This window comes from Rhizobium sp. IBUN, assembly GCF_000510625.1.
Lineage (GTDB): Bacteria > Pseudomonadota > Alphaproteobacteria > Rhizobiales > Rhizobiaceae > Rhizobium > Rhizobium altiplani.
Window position 1 is genome coordinate 1 of sequence record NZ_AZNV01000071.1, and the last position, 18,754, is coordinate 18,754.

General features: G+C 61.4%; 13 protein-coding genes. 8 read left to right on the forward strand and 5 right to left on the reverse strand.

Annotation, left to right across the window (positions count from 1 at the left end):
• Positions 1-274: 274 nt before the first annotated feature.
• The 4 genes from hemA to RHIBUN_RS0131630 form a co-directional block, all read right to left on the reverse strand.
• On the reverse strand, positions 275-1,489 hold the full coding sequence (hemA, locus tag RHIBUN_RS0131615) for a 5-aminolevulinate synthase (RefSeq protein WP_025662702.1): 1,215 nt from the start codon (positions 1,487-1,489) through the stop codon (positions 275-277).
• Positions 1,490-1,682: 193 nt separating this feature from the next.
• The gene (locus tag RHIBUN_RS0131620) at positions 1,683-2,480 is read right to left on the reverse strand and encodes a xanthine dehydrogenase family protein subunit M (protein ID WP_025662703.1); all 798 of its coding nucleotides are present in this window, start codon (positions 2,478-2,480) and stop codon (positions 1,683-1,685) included.
• 12 nt (positions 2,481-2,492) lie between these two features.
• Complete coding sequence (locus RHIBUN_RS0131625) at positions 2,493-4,838, reverse strand: xanthine dehydrogenase family protein molybdopterin-binding subunit (RefSeq protein WP_025662704.1); 2,346 nt, start codon at positions 4,836-4,838, stop codon at positions 2,493-2,495.
• An 81-nt stretch (positions 4,839-4,919) separates the two neighbouring features.
• Positions 4,920-5,411: a (2Fe-2S)-binding protein gene (locus RHIBUN_RS0131630; protein ID WP_025662705.1), complete on the reverse strand. Its 492-nt coding sequence runs from the start codon at positions 5,409-5,411 to the stop codon at positions 4,920-4,922.
• 268 nt (positions 5,412-5,679) lie between these two features.
• On the opposite strand from RHIBUN_RS0131630, the gene RHIBUN_RS0131635 reads away from it, so the two are divergent.
• The 3 genes from RHIBUN_RS0131635 to RHIBUN_RS0131645 all read left to right on the forward strand — a co-directional run bounded on the left by RHIBUN_RS0131635 (position 5,680) and on the right by RHIBUN_RS0131645 (position 14,224).
• Positions 5,680-5,943: a glycine zipper domain-containing protein gene (locus tag RHIBUN_RS0131635; protein WP_025662706.1), complete on the forward strand. Its 264-nt coding sequence runs from the start codon at positions 5,680-5,682 to the stop codon at positions 5,941-5,943.
• Between the two features lie 170 nt (positions 5,944-6,113).
• A complete protein-coding gene (locus RHIBUN_RS0131640; RefSeq protein ID WP_025662707.1) occupies positions 6,114-8,045 on the forward strand; it encodes an autotransporter assembly complex family protein in 1,932 nt (643 codons plus the stop codon).
• A 68-nt stretch (positions 8,046-8,113) separates the two neighbouring features.
• Positions 8,114-14,224, forward strand: a complete 6,111-nt coding sequence (locus tag RHIBUN_RS0131645; RefSeq protein WP_025662708.1) for a translocation/assembly module TamB domain-containing protein — start codon at positions 8,114-8,116, stop codon at positions 14,222-14,224.
• On the opposite strand, the gene RHIBUN_RS0131650 is transcribed toward RHIBUN_RS0131645, so the two are convergent.
• Entirely contained in the window at positions 14,221-14,649 is a 429-nt protein-coding gene (locus tag RHIBUN_RS0131650) for an Lrp/AsnC family transcriptional regulator (RefSeq protein WP_018855717.1), read from the reverse strand. The two genes, RHIBUN_RS0131645 and RHIBUN_RS0131650, sit on opposite strands and share 4 nt — an antisense overlap.
• Positions 14,650-14,779: 130 nt before the next feature.
• On the opposite strand from RHIBUN_RS0131650, the gene rocF reads away from it, so the two are divergent.
• From rocF to RHIBUN_RS0131675, 5 genes are all read left to right on the forward strand, one after another.
• Entirely contained in the window at positions 14,780-15,715 is a 936-nt protein-coding gene (rocF, locus tag RHIBUN_RS0131655) for an arginase (RefSeq protein WP_025662709.1), read from the forward strand.
• 12 nt (positions 15,716-15,727) lie between these two features.
• Positions 15,728-16,927, forward strand: a complete 1,200-nt coding sequence (gene rocD / locus RHIBUN_RS0131660) for an ornithine--oxo-acid transaminase (RefSeq protein WP_025662710.1) — start codon at positions 15,728-15,730, stop codon at positions 16,925-16,927.
• Positions 16,928-17,026: 99 nt separating this feature from the next.
• The gene (locus RHIBUN_RS0131665) at positions 17,027-17,785 is read left to right on the forward strand and encodes a glycerophosphodiester phosphodiesterase family protein (RefSeq protein WP_025662711.1); all 759 of its coding nucleotides are present in this window, start codon (positions 17,027-17,029) and stop codon (positions 17,783-17,785) included.
• Between the two features lie 173 nt (positions 17,786-17,958).
• Positions 17,959-18,435 (forward strand): chemotaxis protein CheW, encoded by a 477-nt coding sequence (locus tag RHIBUN_RS0131670; protein ID WP_007796914.1) that lies wholly within the window; start codon positions 17,959-17,961, stop codon positions 18,433-18,435.
• A 96-nt stretch (positions 18,436-18,531) separates the two neighbouring features.
• Positions 18,532-18,754, forward strand: a 223-nt coding sequence (locus RHIBUN_RS0131675; protein WP_198021180.1) for a transposase, incomplete at its 3' end; no start/stop codon positions are given.

The following is an 18,754-nucleotide window of genomic DNA, read 5'->3' on the forward strand; positions in this document are numbered from 1 at the left end:
CATCGCTATGCCCGCTTCCGAAGTCTCACCCGTGTCGCATGCCAGTGCCTGCTGGCCGCAGCCGCCCAAAACATCAAGAAGATCGCAATGGCGCTCACCAAGCCACCCAGACCAGCCATGGCATGAGGGCCAGAGACCGCCAACTTCGCCGCGCCGCAGAACCCAACTTAAAACAACCAACGTCCAAAAAAACAAACCCGCCGAAAATATCGACGGGTTTGTCAGCGGTCTGAGGCCGCCTGACGGCGGCCCAATCTTTTTCCGAAATGTACGTTTAAGCCACGTGCCGCGCGAGCGCGCAGCGCGCCCAGAGCGAATGCAGCGCTTCGACGAGGTGTTCGATGTCGGTGTCGCTGTGCAGCGGCGTCGGGGTGATGCGCAGCCGCTCGGTCTTCTTCGGCACCGTCGGGTAGTTGATCGGCTGCACGTAGACATCGCAATTGTCGAGCAGCAGGTCGGAGATCCATTTGCACTTGGCCGCATCGCCGACCATGACAGGCACGATGTGGCTCGGGTTCGGCATATGCGGGATGCCGCGCTGATCGAGCAGCGCCCTCAGCTTGCGGACCCGATCCTGGTGGCGTGCCCGCTCGAACGGGCTGACCTTCAGATGCTGGATCGAGGCAACCGCACCGGCAGCAAGGGCCGGCGGTAGCGCCGTCGTGAAGATGAAACCAGACGCAAACGAGCGGATGAAGTCGCAGAGCGCCGTGGAGGCGGCGATGTAGCCGCCCATGACGCCGAACGCCTTGCCGAGCGTGCCCTCGATGACTGTCAGGCGGTCCATCAGCCCTTCGCGTTCGGCAATGCCGCCGCCGCGCGGCCCGTACATGCCGACGGCATGCACTTCGTCGAGATAGGTCATCGCGCCGTATTTGTCGGCGAGGTCACAGATCTCCTTGATCGGGGCAATATCCCCGTCCATCGAATACACGGACTCGAAGGCGATCAGCTTCGGTGCCTTCGGATCGGCGGCCGCCAGCTTGGCTTCGAGATCATGGATGTCGTTGTGCTTCCAGATCACCTTGTCGCACTTGGCGTAGCGAATGCCTTCAATCATCGACGCATGGTTCAGCGCGTCGGAGAAGATGATGAGGCCGGGGATCTTGGCGCCAAGCGTGCCGAGCGCCGCCCAGTTGGAGACGTAGCCCGAGGTGAAGATCAGTGCCGCTTCCTTGCCGTGAAGATCAGCCAGCTCGCGCTCGAGCAGAACGTGGTAGTGGGTGGTGCCAGAGATATTCCGGGTGCCTCCCGCACCCGCGCCACAGTGATCGATGGCATTCTTCATCGCCTCGATCACCTTGGGGTGCTGGCCCATGCCGAGATAGTCGTTGGAGCACCAGACCGTGACTTCCTTCGGGCCGTCCGCCGTGTGTCGCGTGGCGCGCGGAAAGCTGCCGCGGTGACGCTCAAGATCGGCAAAAACGCGATAACGGCCTTCGCTGTGAAGCCCGTCCAGCTCGCTTTTGAAAAACGCTTCGAAATCCATGTCATGCTCCAGTGTCGTGCGAGCGTTTGTTGCCAACCGACGCACGCACGTCAACCCTTTGCCATCGCTTTACCATCAACTGCGGCAAAAGGCCCATAGCCTTGAATTATTTTAATTCGAAAAAGCTCGTTCTGGCCAGACGCAGCGAAGAATCGCGAGGCAGACACGCCACCTCGCGATCCGACCGTTTGTGTCAGCCCGCCTCGGCGACGGCGCGTTTGGCCATCACTTTGATCAGGTTGGCGCGGTATTCCGCACTCGCATGCAAATCCGACATCAGTCCGGCAGGATTGACATCGATGCCAGTGATCGAGCCGGCGGACCAGTTCGCGTTGAGGGCGGTTTCCATGGCGGTTTCGCGGAAAACGCCGTTGGCTCCCGCCCCAGTGACGGCAACCCGAACGCCGCCGGCACCTTTGGCAACGAAGACTCCCGTCATCGCATAACGCGATGCCGGATTTGGAAACTTCGAATAGCCCGCTTTCTCGGGCGCCTCGAAATTGATCGCGGTGACCAGCTCGCCATCGTCCAAGGCCGTCTCGAACAAGCCGGTAAAGAAATCGTCAGCAGCAATCTCGCGCTTGTTGGTGACGATGCTGGCATTCAGCGCCAACATGGCCGAGGGATAGTCCGCCGCGGGGTCGTTGTTGGCGATCGAACCGCCGATCGTGCCCATATGACGAACATGCGGATCGCCGATCATGCCGGCGAGGTCGCAGATGGCGGGACAAATCGCACGCAGAGCCGCTGATGCAGCGACTTCGGCGTGCGATGTGGCCGCCCCGATGGTCACCTTGCGACCATCGACCTTGATTCCCTGCATCGCCGGAATATGCCTGAGATCGACGAGGTCACTCGGCGCGGCGAGACGCTGCTTCATCGTCGGTATGAGCGTCATGCCGCCGGAGACATATTTGCCTTCCGATGCTCCCGAAATCATCCTGACGGCTTCATCGACCGAGGACGCGCGGTGATAGTTGGTCTGATACATCGTCGTTCCTCCTCAATGAACCGCGCGCGCTGCCATCCACACTTTCTGTGGTGTGGCGGGCATCGTCAGCATATTGTTGCCGATAGCATCGGTGATGGCATTGATGAGTGCCGGCGGAGACCCGATCGCGCCAGCCTCACCGCACCCCTTGATGCCGAGCGGATTGCTCGGGGACGGCGTTACCTGATGCGACACCTTGAACGACGGCAAGTCGTCGGCGCGCGGCATGGCGTAGTCCATGAAACTTGCCGTCAACAACTGACCGTTCTCGTCATAGTGCACGCCCTCGAGCAGGGCCTGACCGATCCCCTGCGCAATACCGCCATGCACCTGGCCCTCGACAATCATCGGATTGATGATGTTGCCGAAATCGTCCGCGGCTACAAACTGGATGATCTCGGTCTTGCCGGTCTCCGGATCGACTTCCACTTCACAGATGTAGCAGCCGGCGGGGAAGGTGAAGTTGGACGGGTCGTAGAAGGCAGTTTCCTTCAGCCCCGGCTCCATGCCGCCCGGCAGGTTGTGTGCGGTGTAGGCGGCCAGCGCCACCTGGAACCAGGGAAGGCTCTTGTCTGTACCGGCAACCTTCACCTCACCGTTCTCGATGACGATATCGCCTTCGTCGGCTTCCATCAGATGGGCGGCGATCTTCTTGGCCTTGGCTTCGACCTTGTCGAGCGCCTTGACCACAGCAGACATGCCGACAGCGCCTGAACGCGAGCCGTAGGTGCCCATGCCCATCTGCACCTTGTCGGTGTCGCCATGCACGATCGACACGCTCTCCAGCGGAACGCCGAGACGATCCGACACAAGCTGCGCGAATGTCGTCTCGTGCCCCTGCCCGTGGCTGTGCGACCCGGTGAGCACTTCTATCGTGCCTACCGCATTGACGCGAACCTCTGCCGACTCCCACAAGCCGACGCCCGCACCAAGCGATCCGACCGCCTGCGAGGGCGCTATGCCGCACGCCTCGATGTAGCAGCTCATGCCGAGACCGCGCTTCAGGCCGCGGTTGGCAGCCTCGGCCTTGCGCGCCGGGAAGCCGTTCCAGTCGGCCGCCTGCATCGCCGCATTGAGCGATGCTTCGTAGTCGCCCGCGTCATAGTTCATGATCACAGGCGTCTGATGCGGGAAGGCCCGGATGAAGTTCTTCCGCCGCAACTCGGCGGGCGAAATACCAAGCTCGCGGGCCGCCGTTTCCATCGTCCGTTCAAGCAGGAAGGTCGCCTCGGGACGGCCGGCACCACGATAGGCGTCAACCGGCGCGGTGTTGGTGTAGACCGTCCGCACGTTGGCATGGATGGCCGGAATATCGTATTGGCCTGACAGCAGCGTCGCGTAGAGATAGGTCGGAACCGCCGACGAAAACAGCGACATATAGGCGCCGAGATTGCAGATGGTGTCGACCTTCAGCCCGATGATGCGATGGTCGCTGTCGAAAGCCATTTTGACCTTGGAGACGTGGTCGCGGCCATGCGCATCCGTGAGGAAGGCCTCCGTGCGATCGGAGTTCCATTTCACCGGCACGCCTGTTTTCTTGGAAGCCCAGAGACAAACGATCTCCTCAGGATAGATGTAGATCTTCGAGCCGAAGCCGCCGCCGACATCTGGGGCGATCACCCGAAGCTTGTTCTCGGGCGCGACATTGTAGAACGCGCTCATCACGAGGCGCGCGACATGCGGGTTCTGGCTGGTCGTGTAGCAGGTATAGTGATCCTCGGCAGCGTCATAGATACCGAGCGCAGCGCGCGGCTCCATCGCATTGGGAGACAGGCGGTTGTTGTGGATCTCGATTTCCGTGACGTGCGCCGCTTCGGAAATGGCCTTGTCGGTTGCCGCACCATCGCCGAGCTGCCAGTCGAAGATCAGGTTGTTCTGAGCTTCCGGATGAAGCTGCGGCGCGCCCGGTTTCAGCGCCTCGACAGCCTCGACGACCACAGGCAATTCCTCGTAGTCGATGACGACGGCTTCCGCGGCATCGCGCGCTTCGGCGAGCGAGTCTGCGACAACGATGGCGACGGCATCGCCGACATAGCGGACGGTCTCCACCGCCAACGGGCGCCACGCGCCCATCTTCATCGGCGAACCATCCTTCGAATGGATCATCCAGCCGCAGATGAGGTTGCCGATCCCGTCAGAGAGCAGCTGCTTGCCGTCAAGCACGTCGATAACGCCCGGCATGACCTTTGCCGAGGCGGCATCAATCCTCGTGATCTTGGCATGCGCATGCGGACTGCGGATGAAATAGGCGAATTTCATGCCCGGCACGACCATGTCGTCCGTGTAACGGCCCTTGCCGGTCAGGAACCGCTTGTCTTCTTTTCGTGCGACGCGTGCACCAATTCCTTCAACACCCATAATGTCCTCCCAATGGGGTTTCGGGCCTGGCATTCCGCCAAAGAGAATCGTGTTCGGCAGTCAGCCAGACAATCCTGAGAGCTACTCGGCCGCCTGCTTGGCAGCGCCATGCATCTGCTCGTTGGCAGACAGAACGGCTTTGACGATGTTGTGGTAGCCGGTGCAGCGACAAATATTGCCGTCGAGCTCGTGGCGGACCGTTTTCTCGTCCAGATCGCCTCCGTGGCGCGAAATCATGTCGACGGCCGTCATCACCATGCCTGGCGTGCAGAAGCCGCATTGCAGGCCGTGGTGTTCCTTGAAGGCAGCCTGAACAGGATGCAGCTCACCGTTGCTGGCAAGCCCCTCGATGGTGGTGATCGTCGAACCCGACGCCTGGACGGCAAGGATCGAGCAGCTCTTCACCGACTTGCCATCCATGTGAACGACACATGCACCGCATTGGTTGGTATCGCAGCCGACATGCGTTCCCGTCAGCCCCAGTTTTTCGCGAATAAAATGGACAAGAAGCGTACGCTCTTCACAGTCACCGCTGACTGCCCGGCCGTTCACCGTCAGTTTCACTTTCGCCATGATTTCCTCCTCGCGCCTCCTCCAGGCGCGGAGGGTATCATTTGACGTTTTCGCTTTGGGATCAACCACTACTTTAGGGAGGCTAACTAAAATTCAGCGCGTTCGGTTGTGGCGCATTTGCGCGCAATTGCACCACCAATTGTGCGAAAGCGGAAGCCGAAGGCAGGGTCGCTGCTTTTGCGCCACAGTTTGACGGCTAGCATGACAAAAAAGAATCAGGGACGGCCACAGCTCTTATTGAGGGCGACCAACCTAGGAGAATATTTTGATAAAGAAGATTGTCGCATTCGCCTTGATCGGCCTGTCGATCGCAAGCTGCACACCGACCGAGCGCGGGGCAGGCATCGGCGCAGCCTCCGGCGCGATCATCGGCGGCGCGGTGACGGGAAATGTACGCGGGGCAGCCGTTGGTGCGGCGGTCGGCGGCGTTTCGGGCGCTCTCATCGGCCGCGTCGCGGAGCAGCCGGGACAGTGCTACTATCGCGACGAGTATGGCCGCCGGTATATCGACGATTGCCGCGGCGACTATTGAGTCGGTCCGAAATCATCTCGAATCCCGGGTTCGGCGCCCGGGATTTCTTTTTTTTCCACCATTTCAGCGGCTAAGCGATTTAAAACGGTACACGTCGAGGAATTTTGCCGCTAAGGTTGCCGCCGGCCGGGGGGCGCGAAGCTTAATTCTAGTGTAACCAAAAGCGGTGGATGCAGATTAGAGGGACGGCACCGAAACCGGGTATAGCGTATCGGCGCGTAGGCACCATGTTGGTGGTCGCGGCTGCATTTGCGTTTTCGCCGGCTCTCGTCTCAGAGGCTTTCGCCTTCAAGCTTTTCGGCATCACTTTGTGGGGCAAGGACGACGAATCGGCCAGCGACCAGGTGCCCGATCCGGTGCGCTACGATGTGACACTCACGACCGACGCGAGCGATCCCGATCTCAAGGAAGCATTGGAAAACAGTTCCCGTCTGGTCGGCGACAAGGATCGGCCCGTCTCGGGCGATCTGGGCGTCGTCGTCAAGGCCAGAGACGACCGCGAACGCCTGCTTGCCGCCCTCTTTGAAAAGGCCCGCTACGGCGGCATCGTAACGATCAGGGTTGATGGTCAAAACATCGATGACCTGCCGCCCAATCCCACCTTCAATCGCTCGCGCCCAGTACCGGTGACAATCAGCGTTGCCGCAGGTCCGGTCTTCAAGGTCCGTGAGGTGCAGTTCGGCGGCGATGCTGCACGACGCAATCCGGCCGACTACGATCTTGCTCCGGGTGAGACAGCCGGTTCGCTGACGATCATCAAGGCTGGCGACAAAATCGTCGAGCAGCTGAAAAGCGAAGGCCGGCCGCTGGCGAAGTTGACGACCCGCAAGGTCATAGCCGACCACAGGACGAGCACGGCTGACATTGTCCTCGCCGCCGAGGGTGGGCCGGTCGCCCCAATTGGCGATGTCGGCGTCACGGGCGAGAAGAACGTTCGACCGGGCTTCATCCAGCGCTATTCGCGGCTGAACAAGGGTGAACAATATTCGCCGGAGGCACTGCGAAAGGCAGGCGAACGACTGCGCGCATTGGGCGTCTTCTCGAGCGTCACCATCCACGAGGCTGACGAACTGGCGCCAGACGGCACTTTGCCGATGACAATCGAGGTGTCGGAGGGCAAGCGGCGCTACCTCGGCGTCGGCGCCCAGTACTCGACAACGGACGGCTTCGGCATCAACGGCTATTGGGGTCATCGCAATCTCTTCGGCGAGGCGGAGGCGCTGCGCATCGAAGGGTCTGTGGGCCGCTTGGGCGAAACGACCAACATCGGCGATCTCGACTATTCAGCCGGTATTACCTTCACCAAACCCGGCGCGTTTGTACCGGCCGCGACCTTGCGGGCCAGTATCCTTGCCAAAACCGAAAACCCCGACGCCTATACTGCAAAACTCGTCACCGCCTCCCTCGGTCTTTCCTACGAGCTGTCGGACTTGGATACGATAACCGGCGCCGGCGAGGTGAGCTGGGAACGCGATGACGATGCCTTTGGCAACAACAGCTACCTGACCTTCTCGCTGCCTTTCCAGTATGACCGCGATGCGCGCGACAACAAGTTCGATCCGACCGAGGGCTATCGGGGGATGCTCAAGGCAACGCCAAGCTACGAGACCTACAACGGGACCTTCTTCTCGAGCTTCGAGGGCTTGATCACCGGATATCAGGCGCTGGGAGCGGAGGACCGCATCGTTCTTGCCGGCAAGCTTGCCGCAGGTTTCCTTGTCGGGGCAGACGATCTCCAGAACATTCCTGCTACACGCCGATTCTTTGCTGGCGGTGGCGGCTCGGTTCGCGGCTTCAGTTACCAGGAGATCTCGCCCCGCAACGCCGACAATGAAGAGACCGGTGGCGCATCCTATGTCACTGCGTCGTTCGAGACCCGGATAAGGGTTACCGATACGATCGGGATAGTGCCCTTCATCGATGTCGGGACCGTTTCAGCAGACATCGCGCCCGATTTTTCCGACATTCGGGCCGGTGCAGGCATCGGCGTTCGCTATGCGACGCCATTTGGTCCACTGCGGCTTGATTTTGCAATACCGCTCAACAAGTACGAGGGTGGCACGGATTTCGGCATCTACGCTGGCATCGGTCAGTCATTCTAAACCCGCTCGCGGCTCGTGGCGCCTCGCGCGCCTTGAGCCGCCATAGAAACGGAGTAATGTCCGCGGCCATGCAGACACTGGCGAAAATCTTGAACTGGATCGTGCGACTGCTGGGGTATTCGGCTGGTGTCGTGCTGGTCCTTCTTGCCATCGCCATCGGTGTTTTCGGCTTCACGTCCTTTGGCGCGCGCATCGTCACCGACAGGGTCGCCTCGAGCCTTTCGAATCGGGATATGACCATCAAGGTTCAGGATCCCGGCGGGCTGCTGACTGGCGGGCTGCGCGCCAGCCAAATCGTGCTCTCCGACACCAGGGGCGTCTTCGCTCGGGTCGACAGGCTGGCGATTAACTGGAATCCCTTGGCGCTCCTAACCGGGCGGTTCCATGCCACAAGCATCGAAGCCGCGGCAATCCACATCCTGAGACAACCGGTGCGCACGCTTCCGTCCCGTCCGGCTGCAGAGGGTCAAAGCGACAGCGGCTTCTCGTTGCCGATCAAGCTCGACATAGACAAGATCGCCCTGCCGGAGATCAGCCTCGCCGAACCGCTGATCGGGCGGGCCTTCACACTTGCCGCGGACGGCAGCCTGCGTGCCGACAATGAAGGCGGCAATGCCTCGATCAATGTCCGCCGTCACGATGTTCCGGATGCCAAGCTGATCGCCGATGTCGCCTTCATGCCGGATCGCAACCAGTTGCGGGTGAAGGCAAAACTATCGGAACCAAAGGGCGGGCTGCTCGCAGGTGTCCTGGCACTGCCCGGCAACCCGGCGGTGGAAATCAGCCTGACCGGAGATGGACCGATCTCGGATTGGCGAGGCCAGCTGCAGGCAGCACTCGACGGACAGCAACGCGCCTCGATCGAAGCGCACCACACGCTGACGCCGGAGAGCCTTCATCACCTCGACCTCAAGGGTGGTGGCGACCTCAGTTCACTGCTGCCGGCTGCATTCCGTCCGCTCTTTGCAGGGCAGACGAACATCGACGTCGCTGCAAACTTCGACAACAGAGGCAAGATCGACATCCAGACCGGCAACCTGGCAACCGGCGCGATGGTCATCGCCGCATCGGGCACGCTGGATCCGAGAGGCAAGAACAGCCTCAACGCCAATCTCTTGGGAACATCGGGACCCGTCGATTTCCGCTGGCCGCTGACCGAAGGCGAAGCGCGGTTTCTAATTTCCGGCATCAATCTTTCCCTGACCGGCGACGCCAAGGCCTCCCGCCTCAACGCCAGTGCCTCCCTCGATTCCGCCATGTTGCCCCAGGCGACGATTGGCAACGTGAAGCTGACGGCAAAGAGCGACAATTTCAATCTCGCAGGTCGCGCCGGAAGCGTTCAGATTACGCTCGCCGCCGGTGATACGTCCTTCGTCAATCCCGACATCAACCGGGCAATTCAAGGCCCCGTTACCATCACACTGCCATTGCAGATTTCGCCGGATGCGCTCGGCTTCAACGGTGCCACGATCGAAAGCGCTTCGGCAACAGCAGCCCTCAACGGTTCCTACAAATTGAGCGCCAGCGCGTTGACCGGCAATGCCAAGCTGACCATCCAGCCAGCCGCGCTGCCGCCTGCGGTCGCGACGCGTTTCAACGCACCAATCGTGATCGAGGGCCAGGTTGCAGGAACGGTTCCTTCGAAATTCAACGTCTCGAACCTCTCCATCAAGTCGAACTCCCTCGAGGCCAGCGGCGCGGTCGTGCTCGACGAAGATAGGCTCGATGCCAACCTCTCGGGTCGTATTCCGGATATTCAGCCGCTGCTGGCGGGCGCCGCGGGCGAACTGAACTACCAGCTAAGCGCAAAAGGCAATGTTTCGGCTCTCGCAATAGCGGCCAATATCAAAGGGCCATCACTGGTAATGGCCGGCCGGCAGGTCAAAGACCTCGACATCAACGTTTCCGGAACGGCGGACCCGAAAGCGCCGCAAGCAGACATCACCGCCAAGGGCACGATCGACAACCAGCCGATCAACGTCAGCACCGCTGTTCAGGCCGTGGACGGAAACATCCGGCTGCCGTCGATCGCCGCCGACGTCGGCAACAACCGCCTGACCGGCCACGTCGAACTGTCGCCGGCATTCGCGCCGACCGGACAGGCGACATTCGACTTCCCGGATATCAGCCTTCTCGCGGCACTTGCCGGACAGAAGGCAGAAGGCGACCTGAAGGGATCGGTCGATATCGCCAACGACAACGGCAGGATCGCCCTCAAGGTCGTAGCATCTGGCAGCGGCCTGAAGCGTGACACCTTTGCCATCGTCAGGCCGGACATCAACGTCGCGGTCACCGACCTCAAAGCATTTGCCGCAACGGGCACGATCAAAGCGGAGGAACTTGCTTCCGGTCCTAACAAGGCTGAAAGCCTGGAGCTGAATTTCACGCAGCAACAGAACCGGACGAACTTCGATCTCGGCGCCAGCTATGATGCCAGTCCGTTGGTCGCATCGGGGAATGTCGAGGTGAACGCCGGCACGACGCTGCTTCGCCTCGACCGTTTCTCGGCGAAACCGCGCAACATTCCGGTGGAGCTTGCGTCGCCGTCGGAAGTGTCGATCAGTGGCGGCACCGTGACGCTTGATGCGATGGAACTGAAGACGGGGGATGGCTCGGTCCACCTGAGCGGTACCGTCGGCGAGACTCTTGATATCAAGGCGGACATCCGGAATTTGCCCGCAAGCCTTGCCAACAGTTTCGTGCCGAAGCTCGATGCCGCAGGCACAATTTCGGGGAAGGTCGTCGTGACCGGCACACCGGCAGCGCCGATTGCCAACTTTGAGCTGAATTGGAAGGATGCCGCCAGCAGCCAGACAAAGGGCGCCGGCCTGTCGCCGCTGGCGATCGGTGCAAACGGGACCTTTGCCGACAACACACTCAATTTTCAAACGAACCTCAGCGGCAAGGGCGGCGTATCGCTGAAGGCCGCTGGCAATGTCGTGACCGGTGGCCCGAACGCGCAGTCGCTGAAGGTGGATGCTGATATCGTCAACATCCCGGCCGGATTGGCGAATGCATTTGTTCCGGATCTTGCCGCCGAAGGTTCGATCTCGGGCAACGTCACGGCGGCCGGGAAGCTGCCGGACCCGGCGCTCGATTTCAAACTGAACTGGAAGAATGCCGCGACGAGCCAGACCAGAAGCGCCAAGCTCTCGTCGCTTGGGCTGACGGCGAGCGGCAACCTCAAGGACAATATTCTCAGCTTCAACACCGACGCACGCGGTAGCGGCAGCATGTCGCTAAAGGCGACCGGCACCTACACCGTGGCAGGCGCCGACGCTCAGACGCTGAAGCTCGATGGGCAGCTCGCCAACATTCCGGCTGCCCTGGCCAACGGCTTCGGGCCGAATCTTGCCGCGGAAGGCATGATATCAGGCACGATATCGGCCTCCGGCAAGTTGCCGAAACCGACAGCAACCTTCGACCTTGCCTGGAAGGACGCGGCCACCAGCCACACCAGAGCAGCCCGCCTCTTTGGCATCAACTTGACGGCGACGGGCAATTTCGCGGATGAAAAATTGACCATCCAGAGCGACCTTAGGGCGGACGGCGGGGTGGCGTTGAAAGCCTCCGGCAACGTCTCCCTGGCGGGAACGAAAATCCAGGACCTGACGGCCAACGCCACGATACGCAATCTTCCCGCAAGCCTGGCAAACGCCTTCGTCCGGAACCTCGGCGCCAGTGGTACGATATCAGGCACCGCGTCCGCTTCCGGGACGCTGCAACAGCCGACGGCAAACTTCGACGTCAGCTGGAAGGACCTCGCAACCACTCAGACGAGGGAAGCACGCCTTTCCGCCCTCGCGCTTGGCGCCAAGGGCACCTTCGCCAACAACACGCTCGATTTCGAGACGAATCTCGACGGCGATGGCGGCTCCGCCCTCACGGCGAAAGGAAAGGTTACTGTCGAAGGTACGGCCGTGAAGAGCCTGCAGGCGGATGCCACGCTTCGCAACCTTCCTGCCGCGCTGGCAAACAACTTCATGCCTGATCTCGGTGCCGAAGGAACAATCTCGGGAACGGCAACCGCGTCCGGATCGCTACCGATGCCGGCCGTCGATTTCAAGCTCGATTGGAACAACGCCGGGACTCGTCAGACCAGGGCTGCCGGCCTTTCTGGCCTTCGGCTGAACGCGACTGGCAACCTCGCCGACAACAGGCTCTCCTTTGATGCAACGCTGAACAGCACTCGCAGCACCCTGCTGAGGGCAAGGGGTACGGCAAACCTCCAAGGAGCCGGAGTCGCGGGCCTCTCGGTCGATGCCGATATCGTGGATCTGCCCGCGAGCCTCGCTAATGGCTTCGTCCCGAACCTGGGGGCGGAAGGAACCATCTCGGGCACGGCAAGGACGTCGGGAACAGCGACCAACCCGATCATCGATTTCAGGCTGGACTGGAGGAATGTCGCAACCACGCAGACGAGGGCATCCGGTATCCGGCCGCTTTCGGCGAACGCAAGCGGAAGGCTTGCGGACGGCAGGGTCGACTTCACGACGAACCTCAGCGGCGGCGGCGTGTCGATGAGAGCTGGCGGCAACTTTGTCATCACTGGACCGAATGCCCAGTCGCTGACGGCCAATGCCGACATCTCCAATCTTCCCGCCGGGCTTGCCAACGCTTTCGTTCCGGGGCTTGCCGCCGAAGGCAATATTTCGGGCACCGTCAGGGCATCGGGCCGACTGCCCTTGCCCGCTGTGGACTTCAACCTTGACTGGAGGGGCGCCGCCACCAGCCAGACCAGAAGCGCCGGGCTTTCGCCGCTCGGCATCACTGCGAACGGAAAACTGCAAGACAACCGGCTGACGATCGACACCAATGTGACCGGCGAGAGCGGGCTGTCCCTGCGGGGCGGTGGCAGCGTTGGCATTACGGGCAATCGCGCGCTGGACCTGCGCTTTTCCGGCAACCTGCCGTTCGCCGTACTTGGTGCGCAGCTTGCCGCCCAGGGCTTCGTTGCCGATGGCAGGGCCAATTTTGATCTGCAGGTTGGTGGCACAGCGGCCGCACCGTCGATCAACGGCACGGTTGCGACCAGTGGCGCAAGGATCGTCGATGTCCGCCGCAACCTTGCGATCAACAATCTGGCGGCCGACATCCGGTTCACCGGAAACGAAGCCGTGATCTCGCGCCTGACCGGCCAGCTTGCCAGCGGTGGCAGCATCTCGGCATCCGGCAGCATCGGAATCCAACCTGCCTCCAACTTCCCTGCGAACATCGACGTCAGGCTCGACAGAGCCGTCTACGTCGATGGAACGCTCGTTGTGGCGACCGTCGACGGCACCATCGGTTTGCGCGGTCCGCTGCTCGCAAATCCCACCCTGAACGGCAGGCTGCATCTGGAAAAAGCCTCGATCACCGTCCCCGAGAGGCTGCCGACCTCGCTGCGCGAAATCGACGTCAAGCACGTCAACGCCCCCAAGGGGGTTCTTGCCCAGTTGCGCGACGAGTCGCAGCAGGGCGCCCGCGCGAAATCCAACTCCATCAATCTCGATCTTCAGCTGGACGCTCCCTCGCAGATCTTCGTGCGTGGTCGCGGTATCGATGCCGAACTGGCCGGTAGCGTCACGATCAGGGGAACGGCGGCGGAGCCCATCGTTTCCGGGGGCTTCACCATGCGGCGCGGTCGCCTGACGATTCTCAACCGGCGCCTCGATTTCACCAATAGAAGCCGTATCACCTTTGCCGGTGACCTCACCCCCGCGCTTGAGCTCGAGGCGAGCTCCACCTCCGGTTCGACGACGCTGACGGTCGATGTCAGCGGGCTCGCAACCGATCCCTCGATCACCTTCTCGTCGTCTCCGGCCCTCCCGCAAGACGAAGTTCTGGCGCAACTGATCTTCGGTCAATCAATGTCGAGGCTGTCGCCGGTTCAGATCGCTCAGCTTGCCGATGCCGTCGCCCAGTTGGCCGGCGGGCGCTCCGGATCGCTGTTCCAGGGCCTGCGCAATCAGCTTGGCGTCGACGATTTCGACATCGGCACCGATGCCAAGGGACGCACCACCGTCAGCGTTGGCCGCTACCTGAATGACCGGACCTATTTCGAACTGCAGCAGACCACCGGCAAGGGCGGCGCGAAGGCGATCATCAATTTCGATGTCGGCCGTGGCGTGAAGTTGCGCGCCGGCGCGGGTGGCGACGGCGAAGGGGAAGCCGGCGTCGTTTACGAACACGAATACTAGAAACCGGTCTTGCTGGTTTTCAGCAGGATGTTGGTTTCCGTCGTATTGATGCCATTGATGAGCCGGATGCGGCGAAGCGTTTCATCGAAGGAGACGAGGTCGCGGTCCTCAAGTTCGGCAATGAAATCCCATTTCCCGTTGGTGCTGTGCAGGGCACGTACCTGCGGCAGTCCACGGAGCTGATCGGCGACCTTGTCCGCGAGCTTGCCGAGCACCTCGATCATGACGATCGCGCGCACCCCGGCGGCGCGGGTTTCATGGCCGGTGCGAACCGTGAATGCCGTGATGGTGCCGTTTGCAACCAGCCGGTCGATACGCGCCGCGACCGTCGCACGGGAGGCACCGGTCATTGCCGCCAGCGAAGAAACCGGCGTGCGCGCATTGTGTCGCAAAGCGCTGAGAAGTTCTTGGTCGAGATCGTCCATGGCTGCCACTTTGTCAAAATGCACTTATCAAACTGGTCAATCATAGCGCATTATCGGCACTTTTTCATCTATTTGTCGCCGCGCCGATATCTCAATATGCCTTCGGAAAACACGAGCTGGAGAAGAACGCATGCAGCCACAAGCAAGATCGGTCACGCTCATTGGAGCAGCGCTGGAAGAGGGTTCGGGGCGCAGGGGCGCCGCCATGGGTCCGGCTGCACTTCGCATCGCGGGCGTCGACCAGACGCTGATCGATCTTGGCCATGATGTGGTCGATGCCGGCGACGTGCACGTCGTTCCGGCGCGTGATCTGCCGAACCATCCGAAGGCCCATAATCTGCGTGTCGTCGGCGCATTTACCCGTGCGCTCGAAGCCGGTGTCTATGACGCAGCCGCAGCCGGACGCTTTCCGCTCATCCTTGGCGGCGACCACAGCCTGTCGATGGGCACTGTATCGGGCATGGCGCGCTACGCCGCCCAGCAAGGCCGACCGCTCTTCGTCCTCTGGCTCGACGCCCATTCCGATTTCAACACGCCGGCGACCTCGCCCTCCGGCAACATTCACGGCATGCCGGTCGCCTATTTCTGCGGCCAGGCCGAACTTGCCGAGATCCTGCCGAAGGACCGCCCCTTCGTTGATCCGCGCAACGTCTTCCAGGTCGGCATCCGGTCGGTCGATGCGTCTGAACGGGAGCTCATCAAGGAGCATGGCGTCAACGTCTTCGACATGCGTTGGCTCGACGAACAGGGCGTTGCCGCGGCGATCCGCCAGATCCTTGGCGTCGTGTCCGATGCCAACGGCCTGCTGCATGTAAGCCTCGATGTCGACTTCCTCGATCCGGAAATCGCGCCCGGCGTCGGCACGACGGTACCCGGCGGCGCGACGTTCCGTGAAGCGCATCTCATCATGGAGATGCTCTGCGATAGCGGCCTCGTCTCCTCGCTCGATCTTGTGGAACTGAACCCCTTTTTGGACGACCGTGGCAAGAGCGCCCGGATCCTGGTGGAGCTGACGGCAAGCCTCTTCGGCCGCCGCATTTTCGACCGTCCGACCCGCGCCGCCTGAGGAGAACCGACAATGAGCAACTCGAAGAACCTGATCGACACCGAACAGCGCCTCGGCGCCCACAACTACAAGCCGCTCGATGTCGTGTTGACCCGGGGCGAAGGCGTCTATGTCTGGGATACCGACGGCAAGCGGTATCTCGACTGCCTGTCGGCCTATTCGGCGGTGAACCAGGGACATTGCCATCCCAAGATTCTGGCGGCGATGGTCGAGCAGGCCGGCAAGCTGACGCTGACCTCCCGTGCCTTCCGCAATGACCAGCTCGCCCATCTCTACGAGGAACTCGCGGCGCTGACCGGCTCGCACAAGATCCTGCCGATGAACTCGGGCGCCGAAGCCGTTGAAACCGCCATCAAGGCCGTGCGCAAATGGGGCTACGAGGTGAAGGGCGTGCCTGAGGGCAAGGCCGAGATCATCGTCTGCGCCGACAATTTCCATGGCCGGACGCTGAGCATCATCAGCTTCTCCACAGACCCGGACGCCCGCACCGGCTTCGGCCCCTATACGCCCGGCTTCCGCACGATCCCCTTCGGCGACGCCGACGCGTTTGCCGCCGCCATCAACGAAAACACCGTTGCGGCGCTGATCGAGCCGATTCAGGGCGAAGCAGGCGTCATCATCCCGCCAACCGGCTATTTCAAGCGCGTGCGGGAACTCTGCACTCAACACAAGGTGACCTTGATCCTCGACGAGATCCAGACCGGCCTCGGCCGTACTGGTAAGCTTTTGGCGGAAGAGCACGAGGGGATCGAGGCCGACGTGACGCTGATCGGCAAGGCGCTCTCCGGCGGCTTCTATCCGGTCTCGGCGGTGCTTTCCAATTCCGAGGTGCTGGGTGTCCTGAAGCCGGGGCAGCACGGCTCGACCTTCGGCGGCAACCCGCTTGCATGCGCCGTAGCGCGCGCGGCACTCAAGGTCCTGACCGAGGAAGGCATGATCGAGAATGCCGAAAAGATGGGCGACTATTTCCTGGAAGGGCTGCGCTCCATCCGCTCCAACATCGTCAAGGACGTGCGCGGCCGGGGACTGATGATGGCGGTCGAACTCGTGCCGGAAGCGGGCGGCGCCCGCCAGTATTGCTACACCCTCAAGGACCGCGGCCTGCTTGCCAAGGACACGCACGAAAACACGATCCGTCTGGCCCCACCGCTGGTCATCACCAAGAGCCAGGTCGACTGGGCGGTCGAGCAGATCGAAAAGACGCTGGCCTAGTGCTCATCTAGCTCGCTGCGAAACAACGACTGGTGTAGCGGCCGTTTGAAACCTATGGTGAGCCCGATCGAGTTGGTCGAGCTCTCTATAGGGGAATGTATGGCCATTGGCTTATGGAAGCGCTCACCGGACCGTCGCCCGCTTGCGATCGCCCATCGCGGGGGCGCAGCACTGGCTCCAGAAAACAGCATTTCTGCCTTCAGGACCGCGGCGGCTGCCGGAGTTGATGCCATAGAGACTGATGTCCGGTTAACGCGGGATGGCGTTCCTGTTTGCGTCCACGATCCGGATCTCTCTCGGCTCTGCGGCGACCCACGAGCCGTGTCGGACCTCGATCTGGCGACATTGCGCAGCCTGCTACCAAGGATAGTGACACTTGGCGATGCCTTGGGCGCGTCTGACCCTTTGGGTATTCTGTTGGACATCAAACTGAGCCACGAGGGGCAGATTGCGCAAATCATCTCCGACGTTGCGCAGCGCGGTGCGATGCGACGCGCGCTCATTGGACTACGCAGTATTGCACTGATCGACACCACCCGCCGCTTGTCGAAAGACGTCGCGATCCTAGCCTTTCTCGAGGATCCTGCGTGCGCTGATGCGGCGCGCGCAGCCGGAGCCGACTGGTTCAGACTGTGGCAAGGGTCGGCTACTCCAGCTGTGTCTGACGCCGTTCGTGAGGCGGGAATGCGCGTTGCTGTCATGGTTGGGCAGCCTCGTTCGATCGCACTGCCGGAATATCCGCCCTTTCCGGTGGGCCAGGTCGATCAGCAGGGCCTCGAGCGCATCCTTGCCATCAAACCGGACGCCATCCTGCTTGACGATCCACGAATGATGACGCGGCCTACCGTTTCCACCTAACCAAAAATCAGCGACCCCAATTTAGATTTGGGCAATACTCTTCCATTAAGGTCCGGAGTAACCGTATCGATACTCATCCACCGGACGAGCGCGCACGGTTTGAAGGCAAGTCGATCCGCGCCAATGGTGGCGCGGTTGCTTCTGCCCTGGCTTTTGGCGGTTGGGACAATCTTATGGCTACAATCAATTCCACGAATTTCAGCGGCGATACGCTCGAGATCATTGCCTTCAGACTTCACGATCAGGAATTCTGCGTAAAAACCACGACGATCCGCGAAATCCGCGGCTGGGCTCCGTCGACGCCGATCCCGCACGCGCCAGCCGATGTCATCGGCGTGATGAACCTGCGCGGCTCGGTGATCCCGATCATAGACCTCGCCTTCAAGCTCGGCATGAAGAGCACGGTCGCCAACGAGCGCAGCGCCATCGTCGTGGCCGAAGTCCACAATATGGTCATCGGCATGCTGGTCGATCGCGTCTCGGATATCCTCACGATCTCCTCCAGCCAGGTACAGCCGGTTCCCGAAGTCACCGCTTCCTTCGATCGCGCCTTCTGCGAGGGCATTATCGCCTCGGAGAACGGCATGATCTGCTTCCTGAACCTCGCCAAGATGTTCAAGGAAAGCGAGACGGACGATCTCGCTGCCTGATATCGGCTCTTTACCCAGATAAAAAGCCGCCTGGAGGGCGGCCCAGACTGCTGACAAACCCCTGGCCTCGTCCAGGGGTTTGTGATTCACTGGGTCATGTTGAAGAAACCTGCTCCCGAACAGACGGCTCTCGAGATGGTGACGCTCGATCAGCTTGTTCCGAAGGATCACCTGCTTCGCAAGATCGACGCGGTAATCGACTTTTCCTTCATCCATGATCGGGTTGCCGGTCTTTACTGTGCTGATAACGGCCGCCCGCCGCTCGATCCGACCTTGATGTTCAAGGCGCTGTTCATCGGTTATCTCTATGGCGTGCGCT

Excerpts from the sequence above, each read along its gene's own strand:
- hemA (WP_025662702.1), bottom strand. The coding sequence starts at position 1,489 with ATGGATTTCGAAGCGTTTTTCAAAAGCGAGCTGGACGGGCTTCACAGC.
- RHIBUN_RS0131620 (WP_025662703.1), bottom strand. The coding sequence starts at position 2,480 with ATGTATCAGACCAACTATCACCGCGCGTCCTCGGTCGATGAAGCCGTC.
- RHIBUN_RS0131625 (WP_025662704.1), bottom strand. The coding sequence starts at position 4,838 with ATGGGTGTTGAAGGAATTGGTGCACGCGTCGCACGAAAAGAAGACAAG.
- RHIBUN_RS0131630 (WP_025662705.1), bottom strand. The coding sequence starts at position 5,411 with ATGGCGAAAGTGAAACTGACGGTGAACGGCCGGGCAGTCAGCGGTGAC.
- RHIBUN_RS0131640 (WP_025662707.1), top strand. The coding sequence starts at position 6,114 with ATGCAGATTAGAGGGACGGCACCGAAACCGGGTATAGCGTATCGGCGC.
- RHIBUN_RS0131645 (WP_025662708.1), top strand. The coding sequence starts at position 8,114 with ATGCAGACACTGGCGAAAATCTTGAACTGGATCGTGCGACTGCTGGGG.
- RHIBUN_RS0131650 (WP_018855717.1), bottom strand. The coding sequence starts at position 14,649 with ATGGACGATCTCGACCAAGAACTTCTCAGCGCTTTGCGACACAATGCG.
- rocF (WP_025662709.1), top strand. The coding sequence starts at position 14,780 with ATGCAGCCACAAGCAAGATCGGTCACGCTCATTGGAGCAGCGCTGGAA.
- rocD (WP_025662710.1), top strand. The coding sequence starts at position 15,728 with ATGAGCAACTCGAAGAACCTGATCGACACCGAACAGCGCCTCGGCGCC.
- RHIBUN_RS0131665 (WP_025662711.1), top strand. The coding sequence starts at position 17,027 with ATGGCCATTGGCTTATGGAAGCGCTCACCGGACCGTCGCCCGCTTGCG.
- RHIBUN_RS0131670 (WP_007796914.1), top strand. The coding sequence starts at position 17,959 with ATGGCTACAATCAATTCCACGAATTTCAGCGGCGATACGCTCGAGATC.